The organism is Rathayibacter sp. AY1G1 (assembly GCF_002932095.1).
In the GTDB taxonomy this organism is placed as follows: domain Bacteria; phylum Actinomycetota; class Actinomycetes; order Actinomycetales; family Microbacteriaceae; genus Rathayibacter.
The window spans coordinates 1-15,703 of record NZ_PSUZ01000032.1 but is presented as its reverse complement, the minus strand read 5'-3'; the positions used below and the strand labels follow the sequence as shown (position 1 = coordinate 15,703).

The window sequence follows — 15,703 nt, the reverse complement described above, 5'->3', positions numbered from 1 at the left end:
ATGTCCTCTCCTGCGCGCCACAGCCGCCGTCTCGTCCTCACCGGAGCCGCCCTCGGCGTCGGATCCGCCTTCGCCTACGCGATGACCGCGTCCGCGGCGCCCGACTACAGCGTGATCCCGCCGCTGCCCAACGAGCTCGGGCGCAGCGACACGGCGATCTCGCGCGTGGGGAAGAAGCCGTACCAGATCATCGACGTGATGATCGGCACCGACCGCGCGCGGCTCTTCGTTCCGCACACCGCCGTCCCCTCGCAGCGGATCGGCCGGGTCGTCTACTGGTACTACCACGCCAACGGGAGCACCTACGCGGCCCTGTCCGGCGCCTACCAGTACAGCGCCGACCAGGCCGTCGACAAGGGCGTCATCTCGATCTGCCCCAACTACGGCGGCAGCATCTACACGAACAAGCGGGCCGTCGCCATGCAGGTGGACGCGGTCGCCTGGTTCCAGAAGACGTGGCGGATCGGGGCGAGCTTCCTCCGCTCGAACTCCGGCGGTGGCGCACTGCTCTGCTGGGCGTACGGCAACAAGCTGGTCCCCGAGATCCGCGGCGCGTACCACGCGGCCGGCGTCTACGACATGGCCGACATGGCCCGCCGCGACCCGGGGCGCGTCCTGCCGGACTACGACAACGACCCCTCGACGATCCCGGCGACCGACCCCGCGCTGCTGCCGCAGGCTTCGTGGGCGGGGGCGCGGATCCGCACGACCGGCTCGACGGAGGACGTCCTCGTCCCGATCGCCGTGCACGGAGGGGCGTGGGTCGCGCTCGCGAAGCCCGTCGCGAAGGAGGCGGTGGTCCTCTACACGCCGACCGAGGGCGCTCCGAACGGCCACAACGTGCCGAGCCTGACGAACAAGGACATGCTCGACACGTTCGACCGCTGGCTCGCGGAGCAGCCGGTCGTTCCGCTGCCCGACGAGCCCGCCTCGTCGATCCCCGGCGAGGGCACGTACCAGAACTCCTCGCCGCTCATCACGACGGCGGGCACCTGGAGCACGATCTCCTCCTCCGCCGACAGCGGTGGGAGCATCAGCTACTCCAGCTCGGCCGGAGCGTCCGCGAGCTTCCGCTTCTCGGGCACGGGCGTCAGCTGGGTGAGCCGGATGACGGCGACCTCCGGCATCAACGAGGTGCTGCTCGACGGCGTCCTTGTCGCCACCGTCGACCGCTACAGCCCCACGACCCGCTCGGGTCAGACGGTCTGGACGAGCGGGCCGATCGCCGCCGGCACCCACACGGTCACGATCCGCCGCGGGACGACGCGCAACCCGGCGTCCACCGGATCCACGCTGATCCTCGACGCCTTCGTCGTGACCGCGGGGACCGTCTCCACGTCGACGCCCACCCCCACCGCGACGGCGTCTCCGACCAGCACGCCGACGCCCACCGACACGCCGACTCCGACCGAGACCCCGACGGCCACGTCCACGCCCACCCCGACCTCGACGCTGCCGGCGGCGGGGACGTACCAGAACGGAGCCGCCGTCATCGCGACGGTCGGCACCTGGGCGACGCTCTCGAGCACCGCCGACAGCGGCGGCAGCATCTCGTACTCCAGCACCTCCACGGCCTCGGCGACCCTCCGCTTCCGGGGCACGAAGGTCAGCTGGGTGAGCCGGATCACCCCGACCTCCGGCATCAACGAGGTCCTGATCGACGGCGTGCTCGTCGCCTCCGTCGACCGCTACAGCGCCACGAACCGCTCGGCCCGCACCGTGTTCACCAGCAGCACCCTCAGTGCCGGTGAGCACACCATCACCATCCGCCGCGGCAGCAAGCGCAACGCCGCCTCCACGGGCAACTCGCTGATCCTGGACGCCTTCGTCGTCGTGTGAGCCGCTCGAGCGCCCGAGCCGCCCGCGTGATTCCGGACAGAGGACGCGGGCGGGCTCGGGTGGTCGGGTGTTCGGGGGCTCGTGAAGGGGGCCCTTGTCGCTGAGGCGCTCGCTCGGCGCCCACTGCGCTGAGTCGCCCGGGAATGCAGTTGTTTCAGCGTTCTCGGGACCAACTCGGGCACCTCAGCGGGCTTCGCGCGAGGCGGCCCGTGCGAGCATGCGGGGATGAGAACGCTGATCCTCGGAGGCACGGGCTGGCTCGGCGGGCACCTCGCGGAGGAGGCGCTGCGGCGCGGCCACGACGTGACCTGCCTCGTGCGCGGGACGGCCGTGCCCGCGGGGGTGTCTCTCGTCCGGGCCGACCGCGACCGCGAGGACGCTCTCGACGCCGTGGCTGCGGCATCGTGGGATGCGGTGATCGACGTCTCCTCGACCCGGCAGCACGTCCGCCGATCCGTCCGCGACCTGCGCTGCAGCGCCTACGTCCTCGTCTCGACCACGAGCGTCTACGCCGAGAACGCGGTCGTCGGCGCGGACGAGGACGCCGAGCTGCTCCCTCCCTCCGACGACCCCGCCTCGTACGGCGCCGCGGAGGCCGCCTGCGAGCAGACCGTGCTTGCCGGATCCGCGCCGTCCCTGATCGCGCGCGCCGGCCTGATCGGCGGCCCCGGCGACCCGACGAGCCGCTCCTCCTGCTAGCGGGCAACAACTTCCCCGACGCGGGGTCGCTGACGTTATGAGCGTCTACCCGCCGGAGCGTGATGTGCTGGAGGCGGCGCAGTGGGAGCGTTTCACCGCGGGCGACGCCGTGCCGGTGCGTTGTTGGCCCGAGCACTGCGTCACTGCCAGACGGTCGTCCTACTCCCACTCACTAACGTTCGAACCTCCACTGCTGCGCCACGGATCAAGGATCACCCGGACCGCTCCAGAGACGCCCGAACCTGCCAACAAACACCACTTTCGCTGTCCTCTAGGCTGCGAACCATGGGATTCTCAGTGCGCCTAGTACCCGGCGTCCGGGTGCGCGTGTCGAGCCGCGGGGTGAGGACAAGCCTCGGTCCGCGCGCCGCGCGGCTCCACCTGGGCGCAGGGGCACCGGGGTTCTCCACCGGTATCGGACCGGTGACGTACTCCACCAGCCTCGGCGTTGCTCGTCGCACCTCCAGCGGCTCGGTCACCCGGTCCGTAGAAGCCGCAAGCAGAGCAGAAGCAGCAGAACAGCTCATCGAGGTCTACAAGCGCATCGACAACCTGCACCGGCAGGAATTCCCACCAGCGACGAGGCCGCTGGCTCCACCGCTGGATGAGATCAACGAGGTAGAAATCTGGAATCTCCACCGAGCGGCACATCTTCAGGGTGTTAGCTGGTTCGCCCGCGACCATCGGCGCCAGGCTCTTGCAAACGCAGAGGCGGATGCTCGGCAGGAGATTGACTGGCACCGATGGCAGCTGGCGACACAACAGGAAGATGCGCAAGCTGTGCTCGACAGGGAGTGGCAATCACTTGTCGACAACCAGCCGGAAGTCGTAATGTCGGCACTGGCCGCCGCTTTTGAGGACAACGACGCCGCCGCTGCTCCTCTGAGTGTCTCTGGCGGTGAAGCAACACTGGTCGTAATCGTGCCTGCTGCCGACGCGATGCCGCAGAGAAAGCCCGACCTTACGCCCGCGGGACGACTTACAATCAAGACTCTGCCAAAAAAGGAAGCGGCGGACTGGCATAAGCACGCGGTAGCTGGATGTGTTCTTGTGACCGCTCGTGAGGCGTTTGCAGTTGCGCCCGGTTTGCGCTCGGTCCGATTCGTTGCCGTTGCGGTTGCTGATTCCGATTCTTACGGAAATCATATTCCACATGTACTGGTCGCGGCGAAAATAAATCGCGCCGCGGTCGATGGAGTTCAATGGGCAACGACGGATTCGATACAGGTGCTGAACGACACCTGCACGGACTTGCATGTTCGACAGGTCGGAGTGACGAAGGCGTTCATGCCGCTCGACTTGTCGGATGAGCCCGAACTTGCAGAGCTGCTGGAAGCAATACGTTACGACGACCTCGTCGATTAGCCCGATCGAAGGGCACCCCCGGTGACGCGTGCTTCGCTAAGCATGCCCCATGAACTAAGGAAAGAATATGTCCTCTCAGCCTCCGCCGCGGCCTCCAATCATTAGGTACGTTAGAGATGCTGGCACCGGCGATAAGTCGTTCCTGGTGACATGGCTGTTCGCACTGCTCCTTGGCTGGTTCGGCGTCGACCGCTTCTACCTCGGCAAAACGGGAACCGCAATCCTGAAGTTGCTGACTTTCGGCGGCTTTGGGATATGGGTGCTCGTGGACCTAATTCTCGTGCTTGCCGGCGCTATGCGGGACAAGCGGGGTCTGCGCCTCCAAGGCTACGAGCGCCACAAGAAAATTGCTCTAATCGTCAGTGCGCTCGTCGTGCTCGTCGGTGTCTTCGCGAACGCCACAGGGGCACAATTCAGGGCCGAGACGCAAGTGATGCCGGTCAAGTACCTGCACTTTTGTCCGCTGCTCCTGACTCCCCTACCGCAAGTCCGACACCGGCCTCCACTATCCCGGCAACGCCAGTCTCATCTCCTAGCGCAACCTTTGCCCCCGAATATTGGCCGCAGGAGGGTGAGGTTCGCGTTCCAATGTTGGTTGGTATGAGACTTAGCGAGGCTGAAAAGCTGGCAAATCGACTCCGGCTTGAGATCAACGCTGAGGACAAGCTCAACGAGCGGAGCATTTGGCGTAAATCTAACTGGACCGTCGTTTCCCAAGACATTTCACCTGGAACTAGTAAAAGCGAAGGTACTATCGTCAGCGTCAGGGCGTTGAAGACTGATGAAGCAGCCAGTGACGTGCAGGAAATGCTTGCATCTGACCTTCACGCTGAAGAACGTATTTTCTCAGGGAAGATCACTGGACGCCCAGAGGCCGGTGACCTTTCCACGTTGAGGGTAGACGGGGCCACCGTGACCCTGGATCTCATCGAACCGGTTGCTCAAGCCTGTCAGCCCACTCAGAACGGTGTCGAACAAGCTCGGCAGGAAATGGAAATGGCTCTCCCGATCGGGCAGGAAGTACTGGTTGTCATGAGCGAGCCGCACAGGAGTGAAGGGTTCATTCATCGGCTCGACGGCGGCAATGGTGCGGCCAGTGTCGCACCGCCGGGTGGATCGATAAACGAAGAACTAGTCAGAACAGGCTGGTGGCGCCCAAGTGCCTCGAGCATGGAGGGGGGCGTGGGCAAGAATGGTGTAGGCGATGACACTGTGGCTTACATCGATTATGTGCCGCGAGCGTCCATAGCCGATGGAGCCCGACCGTACGCGCGACTCATAGCGCAAGCAGGCAACTCCGTGGCCGCCAATTACATCGGCACTGTAGGAGAATGTCGTCGTGCGCTCGAGATCGAGGTGGCACAGGAAATTGACGCCTGGCGCGAACGAGAAGCGGAATTTGACAGGCGAGCGGCGGAAGCAGAAGAGGAGCGTGAGAACAACTATCGATATTGCCGAGACGGCGATGGTGATGGGTTCTGTAACGAAGGTTGATCGGTCGGTAACGGTGCCGTCGCTGTCAAGAGTCGCGAGGGCCAGGGGCAGCACGAGGTCCGACTGAGAGTACGTGACAGTAGTGTTGCGGTACTTCCTAATGATGTCGTGAACAGGTTGCAGTTCCTTCGGCACGCCGGGGAAGCCGGGCATTTCGTTCAAGCGGGGTCGAACGTCGGGTGCCATGAAGGGCCGGATGTAAGCGGCGACCGCATGGAGGCGACGGCCCTTCCGCAGCGAACCGGACCTCGACCGGTATGGCACGATCAACCCATGCCCGGCTCACTGCACGCCTATGTCGTCGAAGGAACCCGTCTCCGAGTGGATGTGGTCTCGGATCAGGGGGCGACTCTCTCCCTTGCGGGGGAATTCACCGATCTCGAGCCGGTGACGGAGAGCGGTGGCGTTCTCGAGAGCAATCCTGCACTGCGCAGCAACATGTGGGCGTACGCCAAGACCTGGTATCGCGCCCGCATGACGTCCAATGCCGAGGCTCTCGCGTATTCGGATCCGGCCGAGCAGAAGGCCGCTCTCCAGCAGGTGGAGCAGGAGCGGCGGACCGCACAGAAAGTGGCCGAGACGTACGCGAAGACGGCGCAGTGGATCGCGGACGTCGCAGACGACGTCTCGCTGCTGGACGTCCAGCACGGATGGTGCTCGTCGTGCTTCTTCAACACCGAGCACCGGAAGTCCAACCGTCCCGCGGGGCAGCTTCCGGTGTACGTCTGCCAGGGCTGCGGATCCGCGACGCTCCCGTGCGTGGCTGTCGGCTGCGGCAACATGGCGGTGCGCGAGCGCGGCGCTCTGCGCGTCCCCCAGTTCTGCGCCGAGCACAAGCACGAGATCCCGGGCTTCGAGAAGGCCCAGGGGAGCTTCGGCGAGCTGCACGACTACGAGGCCTTCCTCGAGTACGAGAAGCCCGACCTCGACGCGACCTCGAAGATCATCGTGGGCGGCATCGCTGTCCTCGCGATGGCGGCGCCGGTCGCTCTCCTCGCCGCTCCCGCCATCGGCGGCGCGATCGGCTCGCTCGGCGTCTTCGGCGGATTCACCGGCGCAGCGGCGAGCTCACACGGACTCGCGCTGCTCGGCGGCGGCACCCTCGCAGCGGGCGGGCTCGGCATGGCCGGCGGCACGGCGGTCGTGACGGCCGTCGGAGCGGCGGTGGGAGGTGTCCTCGGGGCATCGGTCGCGAACGCTTACCTGAGCGAGGACAAGTCGTTCCAGATCGAGCTGCTCCGTCCGGGAACGGGCGGCGTCCCCGTGGTCGTCGCTAACGGGTTCCTCACCGACGGTGAGGGAGACCGATGGGGCAAGTGGAAGTCGATCGTCGACTCCCGCTACCCGGACTCGCCCGTCTACCGCGTCCGATGGGGGTCGAAGGAGTTGCGGGATCTGACGGATCTCGCCCTGGGCGCAGCAGGCAAGGGCGTCGCCATGGGGCTGCTCAGAGGAGCGGCGGCGCTCGGGCACAAGGCGGGGGCGAAGCTTCTCGGAGGCGTCGCCGGGCCGGCGATGATCGCCTCGGACCTCGCGAGGAACCCCTGGCACGTCGCGAAGAACCGCGCCGACAAGACCGGCGTGATCATCGGTGATCTCCTTGCACGCACGAACGCGAAGTCGTACGTGCTCATCGGTCACAGTCTGGGAGCGAGGGCGATGGTCGTCGCCGCGCAGTCCATGGGCACGAAGCCCGGAGGGCCGCGGATCCAGGCCGCACATCTCCTCGGCACCGCGATCGGTGCGAAGAGCAACTGGGACTCGTTGACCGCCTCGGTCGACGAAGCGGTCTACGGCTACCACTCCCGCAACGACGCGATCCTCAAGTTCGTCTACCGGACGGCTCAGGCCGGTGAGACGGCAGCTGGTCTGGTGGGCTTCATCCCAGCGTCCAGCAAGTTGCAGAACATCGACGTCTCGGATCGTGTCCAGACGCACTTCGAGTATCAGGACAACGTCGAGCTCCACGACGCCGTCTGAGCGGTGCCGGGCGGGAGGCCGGTGACCTCTCGCCCGCGATCAGTCGATCCGCTGGTCCTTCGTCCATCCGCGCAGGACTCGCCGACGACCGCCGGCTCGGCCGTTCGGCCCTCGAGGGACGAGCGCTGTCCGAGCTAGCGCCCTTCCCCACCCAGCCGCTCACTCATCCCCGCGACCTCCTGCCACGCCCCGGTCGCCCGTTCCTCCGCCGTCGCCTCCCGGAGCAGCCCGGTCAACCGCTCCCGCAGCCGCAGCTCCGCTTCGGTCATCGCGCTCTCGTGCCCTCGCGCGAGGAGGTACGAGTGGGCGTCCGTCGCGAAGGCGGCCAGGGCGTCGAGGAAGATCTCGAGGACGCGGGCGGCCTCGCCGACGCGGGACGGATCGCGGGGCACCGGCAGCATCGGCACGAGCCGCAGCCTCCCCTGCCAGAGGCGCTCGTCGAGCGGATCCGCGAAGAGGGTGAGGGCGGTCGCGAGCGTTCCCGAGGCGGAGGAGGGGAACGCGCGGCGGACGTCGTGGACGATCTCGTGGAAGTGGTCGTCGGTGAGGCCGAAGCCGACGAAGAGCAGGTGCCGGGTCGCGAGGGTGGCCTTCACGATCGAGGAGAGGGCGCGGCGGGAGGAGTCGAAGCCGAGGTAGTCGTCGCGGGTGAGGACGATCGAGGACGGGTCGTCGACGGTGCCGTGGAGCTTGAGCAGCCAGCGCTCGTGGTCGCCCTCGTGGTCGCCGGGGATAACGGCGCGGGGGACGCCCGCATCCTCGGACGCCGTCTCGAAGAGGCGGTCGTAGTTGAGGGTGATGGCCTGCTCGGAGTCGATCGCGGTGAGGAGCGCCGGCGCGAGACCGTACCGCTCGAGGGATCCGATCTCACGGGCGACGGCCTCGGCGAACCGTCCGGGCTGCTCCTCGTCGAACAGCGTCGCGAGGTAGGACGCCTGGTCGAGCACGTTCTTCCCGCTGAGGACCGCGGACGTCTCGGAGTCGAGTCCGATCTCGCGACCGAGCTCCTCGAGCAGTCCGTCCCAAGAGGGGCCGCCGGCGCTGACGCTGGTCCCGGCGCCGAGGAAGGGCACGAGCCGGCGGCGCCGGGCGCGCTCGGCGAGGCTCTGCGCCTCCTCGAGGGCCGGAGCCTCCAGCTCGGGCCAGGACGTCGCGGGATCGAGTCGCCGCCTGGACTGGGCGAAGGCGTGGACGTCGGCGCGGAGGGTGACGATCGCGATGTCGACCTCGAACGCCTCGGCGGCCTCCCGCAGCACGCGGAGCTGCTGGGCGAGCACGGCGTCGCGGAGGGTCCCTGATCCGCCGCCCGCCGTCGCGAAGAGCGGCACGGCCAGGAGTGGCAGCGGCCGCCTCGTGCGCCGATCCCTCGTCGCCGTCTGCGCGGCGACCTCGACGAAGGCCCGGAGGCGGCGGGCGATGTCGGCGAGTCCTTCGCTGTCCTCGGCGTCGCGCACGGCGCGATCGGGGACGGCGGTGAGGACGGGAGTGGGCTCGCCGTCGCGCGGCGCGAGCGGCAGTGCCATCTGTCGGCCGTCCGAGAACTCCGGAGTCAGCGCGGCGCGTGCGCGATCCTCCAGCTGCGGCACCTCGCGCCAGAAGTCCGTGAACGAGAGGAAGCGGTCCGTCGGCAGGAGCCACGCGTCGCAGGCGAAGTGGAGGAGGCTTCCGCGGGTGACGAAGAGATGAGGTCGAGGCACGGCCTCTTCCTATCAGGATCGCTGAGTCGCCCGGGAGGGCTCGTTCTCCGCGTCGAGAACGAGCCTTCTCGGGCGACTCGGTGCAGAGGGCCGGGAGTCACGCGAGCATCCGATGCCGACGTGACGCCGACGTCAGCGCCCCAGCACCCCCGCGTACACCGCGAGGTACTCGTCGACCATCCGGTCCACCGCGAAGCGGCGGCGCGCCGTCTCTCGCACGGCCGCGCGGTCGAGGAGCCCGACCCGCTCGACCGCGGCGACCGCCTCCTCGCGTGACGACACCGCGAACCCGGTGACGCCCTCGTCGATGATCTCGGCCATGGATCCGCGGCGGTACGCGATCACCGGCGTCCCGCACGCCATCGCCTCGACGAAGGAGAGGCCGAACGGCTCGTCGAAGCCGATCGGATGCAGGAGCGCGAGCGCCCCGCCGAGCACGAGGGCGCGCTCCTCCGGCCCGACCGAGCCGCGGTAGTCGACGCGAGTCCCGTCGACGAGCGGCTCGACCTCCTCGCGCCAGTAGCGCTCGTCCTGGACGATGCCGCAGATCACGAGTCGCCGCCCGGCCGCGGCGGCGATCCGGACCGCCTCCGCCGTGCCCTTGTCGGGGTGGATCCAGCCGAGGATCACGAGGTCCTCTCCTCCGGATCCGGCGGGGAAGCCGTCCACGTCGATCCCGTGGTGCACCGTCGCCGCGTAGTCGAGCTCGGGGGAGCGGTCGCTGTCCGAGATCGACACCAGGTGCGCGGTGCGCGGATGCCGCAGCGCCTCGCGGTAGGCGGGCAGGATCTCGGGCCCCGAGAAGCCGTGCACCGTCGTCACCAGGAATACGGCCGCGGCGGCGTCGACGTCGACGCAGCGGCGGATCAGGAGGCCGGCGCCGCGAGTGGCGTCCTCGCGGCCGTGCCCGGCGGGGAGGACCTACTCGAGGAGGAAGGCGCGCCCGTTGATCAGCAGCGTGTCGCCGTCGGTCGCGGCGAGAACGCCGAATTCGTCGACGGAGCGGGTGGAGTCCCCGGCGGTGTCCGAGGTCGCGGCGACAGCGGGAGTGGCTGCGGCGGCGGTGAGGAGGAGCCCGCAGGCGAGTGCGGTGATCACGGTCGTGCGGTTCATCGGCGTCGTCCTTGGCGTCGTGGTGGGCCGCTTCTCGTGGAGGCGGCGGGAACTGGTTCCGAGCCTAGGGCGCTGAGCCCGTCAACGCCCTGGGTCGTTCCTTGGGTTCAGCTATGAAGTACCGTGCAGCCATGCCCTGGGGACGCCTCTACTTCGCCGTGCAGGCGCTCGGCGGAGCGGCCTGGTGGGTCGCCGTGGCGCTCGTCCCCGCCGTGCGGATCGCGACGCTCGGCAGCCTCGATCCCGTCCCTGTCGCGGCTCTCGACCTCCCGCTGTTCGTCGGCGCCTCCGCTCTGGCCGCGGCCGGGATCCGCTGGGCGGCCGTCACCGCGACGGCCTGGACGCTCCTCGTCGCGGTCGCCCTGGCCGTCTGGGCCACCCTGACGGGGGAGGCGGGCTGGGGCGTCGTCGCGATGCTCGCCGCGGCGGGCGGCTCCGTCGTCGCGGCGTGCCTGCTCCTGCTCGGCCGGGTGCCCACGCGCTGGATCGCCTCCGGTCCCTTCACCTTCCGCGTCGCGACCGCCGGCCGCCGGCCCGGATCGCACCTCGCCGCGACCCTCGGGCAGATCGTGGTGTTCTGGGGAGGCGCGCTGGTCGTCGTCCCGCTGGTGATCGCCGCGCTGGAGGAGCGCTGGGGCGTGGGCCTCGGAGCGGCACCGCCCGCGGTCGTCGGACTCGCCGTCCTGCTGCTGGTCGCGGCGAGCGCGCTCGGGATCTGGTCGGGGCTCACGATGTCGCTCCTCGGCGACGGCACGCCGCTGCCGATCGCGATGACCAACCGGCTGGTGATCGCCGGGCCCTACCGCTGGGTCCGCAACCCGATGGCGGTCGCCGGCATCGCGCAGGGAGCGGCGGTCGGGATGCTGCTCTCGTCGTGGCTGGTCGTGCTGTACGCACTCCTCGGCGCCGTCGTCTGGAACCAGGCCGTGCGCCCGCTGGAGGAGGCGGACCTCGCCGCCCGCTTCGGCGCCGACTTCGAGCGCTACCGCTCGCGCGTCCGCTGCTGGGTGCCCCGCCGCCCGGAGTCGCTAGCGCGCCGGGGGTAGCCGCTGCCGCGGCGCGCTCGCCGAGGCGTTCCGCTCCCGCCGGGACACCGCCGCCAGGCCGGCGTCTCGCCGATGAGGGCGGTGTCTCGAGGCGCCGGACGCGCCTCTCGCGACGGCGACACGCCTCGCCCGCCGACCCTGTCACTCCGCGGTGCGCCCGCGCCCGACCACCGCGGCGACCAGCCCCGCCGAGACCGCGGCCAGCGCGACCAGCACCCCGCCCACGCCGAGCGCCCCCGCCACGAGCGGAGTCGCGAGCGCCAGCGCGACACCGGGGAGCGCCAGCCGCGCGGGCATCGGCTGGTGCTCGCCGAGCGGCGCGTGCACCGCCCACAGGGTCAGGACGAAGACCGCGACCGGGACCGCGACGGCCGCGCCGATCACCGTGTCGGACGCCTCGAGGTGGCCCGCGGTCGCGGCGACGGCCGCCTCCAGCCCGGATCCCAGCGCCGCGAGGGCCGCGAACGCCGCGAAGTGCGCGTAGCCCCAGCGGTAGGAGAGGCCGCGCCGCCGCTCCAGCAGCTCGCCGGAGGGATGCGAGAACGACAGCCACCACAGCGCGAACACGATCACCAGCCCGCAGGCCGCGACCAGCACGAGCGAGGCGCTGACGCCCGCCTCCGTCACCGCCCGCTGCACGCCCATCACCGCCGCGAGGACGCCCTCGCCGAGCAGGATGATCGTGAACAGCCCGTACCGCTCGGCGACGTGGTGCGGATGCCAGTTCGCGTCGCCCGCCCGCTGTGCCCAGAGGGGCACGGCCAGCTCGCAGACGACCAGGAGCAGGAAGCTCACCACCCCGACCTCCTCGGGCAGGAGCAGCCGCATCAGCCAGCCGACCTGCACGATCGAGAAGCCGACGGCGTTGCGCACGGCGGAGGTGCGGTGCTCCGGAGTGGACACGGCGACGCGGATCCACTGGCTCACCAGCGCGAACCGCATGATCGCGTAGCCGATGGTGATCGCCCGGTAGTCGCCGTCCTCGAAGCCGGCCGGCACTCCCGCCGCGAGCACCAGGACGCCGCCCATCTGGGCGAGGGTCAGCAGCCGGTAGGGCACGTCGTCGGTGTCGTACCCGGAGGCGAACCAGGTGAAGTTCATCCACGCCCACCAGATCGCGAAGAACACCATGCCGAAGGGGAGGAGCCCCTCGGCGAGGTGCCCCTCCTCGGTCGCGTGGGCGAGCTGCTGGGCGATCTGCGCGATCGCGACGACGAAGGTCAGGTCGACGAGCAGCTCGAGCGGACTCGAGACGCGGTGCGCCTCGTCGATCGCGCGCGGCTGCATCCGCACGCGGAGGGGGTGCGCGGGGGAGGCGGGCATGCGCTCATCCTGCACCCGGAGGGCTTCTGCGCGAGTGCCGCGCCCGCCTCCCGCGACCCTCGGCGCCCGCCCTCGCACCGAGTGTCCAGAAGTCGTCGCACTCGAGCGCGAGTGCGACGACGATCCGACACTCGCGGGCGGCCGGACCTCGCGGGGCCGGGCTCACACTCGCCGGGTACGTCGCAGCCGCGCCCCGCCCCGGCCCGCGCAGGACCCCCGCCTACGATGGGTCGGGATGTCCCCCGAATCCGCGCTCGCCGCCCCGACCCGCGCGTCCCCGGGCGCCCGGCGGTCGCGGCGCGGGCCGCTCCTCGGGCTCGCCCTGGTCGCCGTCCTCGTGGCGACGCGCCTGCTCGCCCCGGACGCGGCGGGCGACGCCCTCTCGGACGCGGTGCGCGACTTCCTCACCCTCTCGATCAGCGTCGTCATCGAGTCGCTGCCGTTCGTGTTCCTCGGCATCGTCCTCTCGATCGCGGTGCAGCTGTGGGTGCCCGAGGCCGTGCTGCTGAGGATCCTGCCCAAGCGGGCGCTCCCGCGGCGGCTCGTGATCTCGCTGCTCGGCGTGCTCCTCCCGGTCTGCGAGTGCGGCAACGTGCCGCTCGCGCGCGGGCTGATCGTCAAGGGCCTCTCGGTGTCGGAGTCGATGACGTTCCTCCTGGCCGCGCCGATCGTGAATCCGATCACCATCGTCACGACCTACCAGGCCTTCGGCTGGGCCGACGGGATCCTCGTCTGGCGCATCGTCGGCGGCTTCGCGATCGCGAACCTCGTCGGCTGGATCTTCAGCCGCCACTCCGAGCCGATGAGCCTGCTCACCGACCGCTTCCGCGCTGCCTGCGAGGCGGGCGAGCGGCCCTCCCGCTCCCTCCGCGACCGCTCCCGGCGCAGCGTGCTGCTGTTCGCCGAGGAGACCGGGGCGATGATGCCGGCGCTGTTCGTCGGCGCCGCCATCGCGGGGCTGATCCAGGTCGGCGTCTCGCGCGACGTGCTGACCACTCTCGGCGGCGACCCGCTCTGGTCGGTGCTGGCGCTGATGGTGCTCGCCTTCGTCATCTCGATCTGCTCGAACGTCGACGCGTTCTTCGTGCTCTCGTTCGGCTCCACGTTCCTGCCGGGAGGCATCATCGCGTTCCTCGTCTTCGGCCCGATGATCGACGTCAAGATGCTCGCGCTGCTCCGCACCACGTTCTCGGCCGCGACGCTGGTGCGCGTCACCGTGCTGGTCGCCCTCGCCGCGGCCGTGCTGGGACTGGCGGTGAACTATGCGCTCTGAGCGCCTCCTCGCCCGCTGGAAGGGCGTCGTCCTCAGCCTGATCGGCGTCGTCTCGACTTTGTGGCTCGCGGCGACCGGCCGACTCGGCCTCTACATCCACCCCCGCTACTTCGAGTTCTCGGTGGTGCTCGCGGTGATCGCAGGAGTGCTGCTGATCGCGGCGTTCGCGGTCGTGCCGGGCGCCGAGGAGGACGCCCACGAGCACGAGGACGACGTCGAGCACCTCCACGCCCCCGTGCCCGCCCGCCCCTGGCGCCGGGTGGTCGCGGTCGCGGCCGGAGTCGCGGTGATCGCCTCCGCCGCCGTCGCCCTGCTCGTGCTCCCGCCGGCCGCCCTCACCGCCTCGACCGCGACGCAGCGCGAGGTCAACACCAGCGCCGTCGACGCCTCCGTGACCGCTGCGGCGCCCACCGGCGACACGGCCTCGTTCAGCGTGCGCGACTGGGCGACCCTGCTGCGTCAGGGCGCGAGCGAGCAGTTCCTCGCCGGCCGCACGGCGACGGTGAGCGGATTCGTGACCCCCGACGCCTCCGACCCCGAGAACGTCTTCTACATCGCCCGCTTCGTCGTCACCTGCTGCGCGGTGGACGCGCAGCCGGTGGGCGTGCCGGTCTACCAGGCCGGCTGGGCCGACACCTGGTCGGAGGGGCAGTGGCTGGAGGCGAGCGGCGGCTTCGGCGCGAACCCGAGCGTCACCAGCGCCGAGGCGGTCGTGCTGGAGCCGGAGGCGCTCACTCCGATCGACGAGCCGGCGATGCCGTATGTCTACTGAGCGCGGCGCGAATCCTGAGCGCGGCGCGTCTCCTGAGCGCGGCGCGTCTCTCGAGCCCGGCGCGTCTCCCGGCGGCGGCACGTCGGCGCGGAGCGGGCGACGGGCCGGAGGCGGTGCGCGGCGGGCTCCCGGCCTCGACTCCGCAGGCGCCTCCCGCTTCTCGCGGCTCTTCTGGGCGGTCGTCGCGGTGCTCGTCCTCGCGGTCGGAGGCCTGACCGCCGCCACCGTCGCGAAGGGGCCCCGGGTCGCCTCCCTCGAGGTCAGCACCGACGGCGTCGTCGAGCGCGACGGCTCCCGAGCCCGCCTGCACCTCGACCAGGCGCTCGAGCCCGACGCGCTCGACCGTGTCCGCGTCGCTCCGGACGCCCCGCACACCGCCGAGCTCGACGGCGGCGTGCTCACCGTCACCTTCACCGACACCCTCCGCTACGCCACCCGCTACGAGATCGGGATCGACGACGCCCGCAGCGCCGCGACCGGCTCGGCCGCCGACGTCTCCGCCTCCTTCACCACGAAGGACCCCGACCTCTTCACCCTCGACCGCACCGCCGACGACCCCTCGCAGCCCGACGCCGTCCGCGTCCGCCCGCTCTCCGGAGGCGACGCCCGGGTCCTCGTCACGGCCGACCGGATCCAGGACTACGCCGTCGTCGGCCCGGTGCTGGTCGTCGTGACCATCGAGCCGGACGACACGAACCTCCTCCGCACGGTCACGCTCGACACCGGCTCCGAGGGCGTCATCCCGCTCCCCGGCCCCGGGACCGTGCGCGAGCTGCACTCCTCGCCCGAGAAGGGCGTGCTCGGCTGGACCTTCACCGGGCAGGCGCCGTCGGGCCCGCTCGACCGCGCCCTCTACTCCTACGACCTCACCGACCAGAAGGCCGAGGCGGTCCCCGTGCTCGGGATCGACGGCGGGCCGCTGCGGGCGCGCGACTGGATGTTCGTGCCCGGCACCACCTCCGTCGTCACCCACTCGCTCGACGACACGGTGCTCCTGCTCGACCTGCTGACGCCCGGCTCGATCAGCCCGCTCGGGCAGCACGCGGAGCTGCGCGGATTCGTGCCCGGCGCGAACCGGCTCGTGGTCGCCGATCCGGAGTCG

At 70.1% G+C, this 15,703-nt stretch carries 14 protein-coding genes; 10 read left to right on the top strand and 4 right to left on the bottom strand.

The window, feature by feature from the left end; genetic code table 11:
- From C5C36_RS17750 to C5C36_RS15235, 6 genes are all read left to right on the top strand, one after another.
- Complete coding sequence (locus tag C5C36_RS17750) at window positions 1-1,839, top strand: hypothetical protein (protein ID WP_181027253.1); 1,839 nt, start codon at window positions 1-3, stop codon at window positions 1,837-1,839.
- Window positions 1,840-2,064: 225 nt separating this feature from the next.
- Window positions 2,065-2,538, top strand: a complete 474-nt coding sequence (locus tag C5C36_RS15250) for an NAD-dependent epimerase/dehydratase family protein (RefSeq protein ID WP_104310007.1) — start codon at window positions 2,065-2,067, stop codon at window positions 2,536-2,538.
- Window positions 2,539-2,961: 423 nt separating this feature from the next.
- A complete protein-coding gene (locus C5C36_RS17365) occupies window positions 2,962-3,903 on the top strand; it encodes a hypothetical protein (protein WP_146085353.1) in 942 nt (313 codons plus the stop codon).
- 67 nt (window positions 3,904-3,970) lie between these two features.
- A complete protein-coding gene (locus tag C5C36_RS15245) occupies window positions 3,971-4,507 on the top strand; it encodes a TM2 domain-containing protein (protein WP_104310006.1) in 537 nt (178 codons plus the stop codon).
- Window positions 4,504-5,397, top strand: a complete 894-nt coding sequence (locus C5C36_RS15240) for a hypothetical protein (protein WP_181133835.1) — start codon at window positions 4,504-4,506, stop codon at window positions 5,395-5,397. The genes C5C36_RS15245 and C5C36_RS15240 overlap by 4 nt, the downstream gene beginning before the upstream one ends.
- Window positions 5,398-5,871: 474 nt before the next feature.
- A complete protein-coding gene (locus tag C5C36_RS15235; protein WP_219814909.1) occupies window positions 5,872-7,377 on the top strand; it encodes a DUF726 domain-containing protein in 1,506 nt (501 codons plus the stop codon).
- Window positions 7,378-7,511: 134 nt separating this feature from the next.
- On the opposite strand, the gene C5C36_RS15230 is transcribed toward C5C36_RS15235, so the two are convergent.
- The 3 genes from C5C36_RS15230 to C5C36_RS15220 all read right to left on the bottom strand — a co-directional run bounded on the left by C5C36_RS15230 (window position 7,512) and on the right by C5C36_RS15220 (window position 10,187).
- Window positions 7,512-9,074, bottom strand: coding sequence for an SIR2 family protein (locus C5C36_RS15230; RefSeq protein ID WP_104310003.1), 1,563 nt, complete (start codon window positions 9,072-9,074; stop codon window positions 7,512-7,514).
- A 132-nt stretch (window positions 9,075-9,206) separates the two neighbouring features.
- Window positions 9,207-9,896 (bottom strand): glycosyltransferase, encoded by a 690-nt coding sequence (locus C5C36_RS15225; RefSeq protein ID WP_258072319.1) that lies wholly within the window; start codon window positions 9,894-9,896, stop codon window positions 9,207-9,209.
- 99 nt (window positions 9,897-9,995) lie between these two features.
- Window positions 9,996-10,187 carry a hypothetical protein gene (locus C5C36_RS15220; protein WP_104223384.1) on the bottom strand — a complete coding sequence of 64 codons (192 nt, stop codon included), beginning with the start codon at window positions 10,185-10,187 and terminating at the stop codon, window positions 9,996-9,998.
- Between the two features lie 131 nt (window positions 10,188-10,318).
- Here C5C36_RS15220 and C5C36_RS15215 point away from each other — a divergent pair, with 131 nt between their 5' ends.
- A complete protein-coding gene (locus C5C36_RS15215; RefSeq protein WP_104310001.1) occupies window positions 10,319-11,233 on the top strand; it encodes an isoprenylcysteine carboxylmethyltransferase family protein in 915 nt (304 codons plus the stop codon).
- A 141-nt stretch (window positions 11,234-11,374) separates the two neighbouring features.
- Here the strand turns inward: C5C36_RS15215 and C5C36_RS15210 are convergent, their stop codons facing one another.
- A complete protein-coding gene (locus C5C36_RS15210; RefSeq protein ID WP_219814908.1) occupies window positions 11,375-12,556 on the bottom strand; it encodes a low temperature requirement protein A in 1,182 nt (393 codons plus the stop codon).
- Between the two features lie 235 nt (window positions 12,557-12,791).
- Between C5C36_RS15210 and C5C36_RS15205 the strand changes: the two genes are divergently transcribed.
- The 3 genes from C5C36_RS15205 to C5C36_RS15195 all read left to right on the top strand — a co-directional run.
- Entirely contained in the window at window positions 12,792-13,829 is a 1,038-nt protein-coding gene (locus C5C36_RS15205) for a permease (RefSeq protein WP_104223382.1), read from the top strand.
- A complete protein-coding gene (locus C5C36_RS15200; RefSeq protein ID WP_104226373.1) occupies window positions 13,819-14,601 on the top strand; it encodes a TIGR03943 family putative permease subunit in 783 nt (260 codons plus the stop codon). Before C5C36_RS15205 ends, C5C36_RS15200 begins: the two co-directional genes overlap by 11 nt.
- The coding region (locus C5C36_RS15195) for a hypothetical protein (protein ID WP_219814907.1) at window positions 14,591-15,703 on the top strand (1,113 nt) is incomplete at its 3' end. The genes C5C36_RS15200 and C5C36_RS15195, both read left to right, overlap by 11 nt.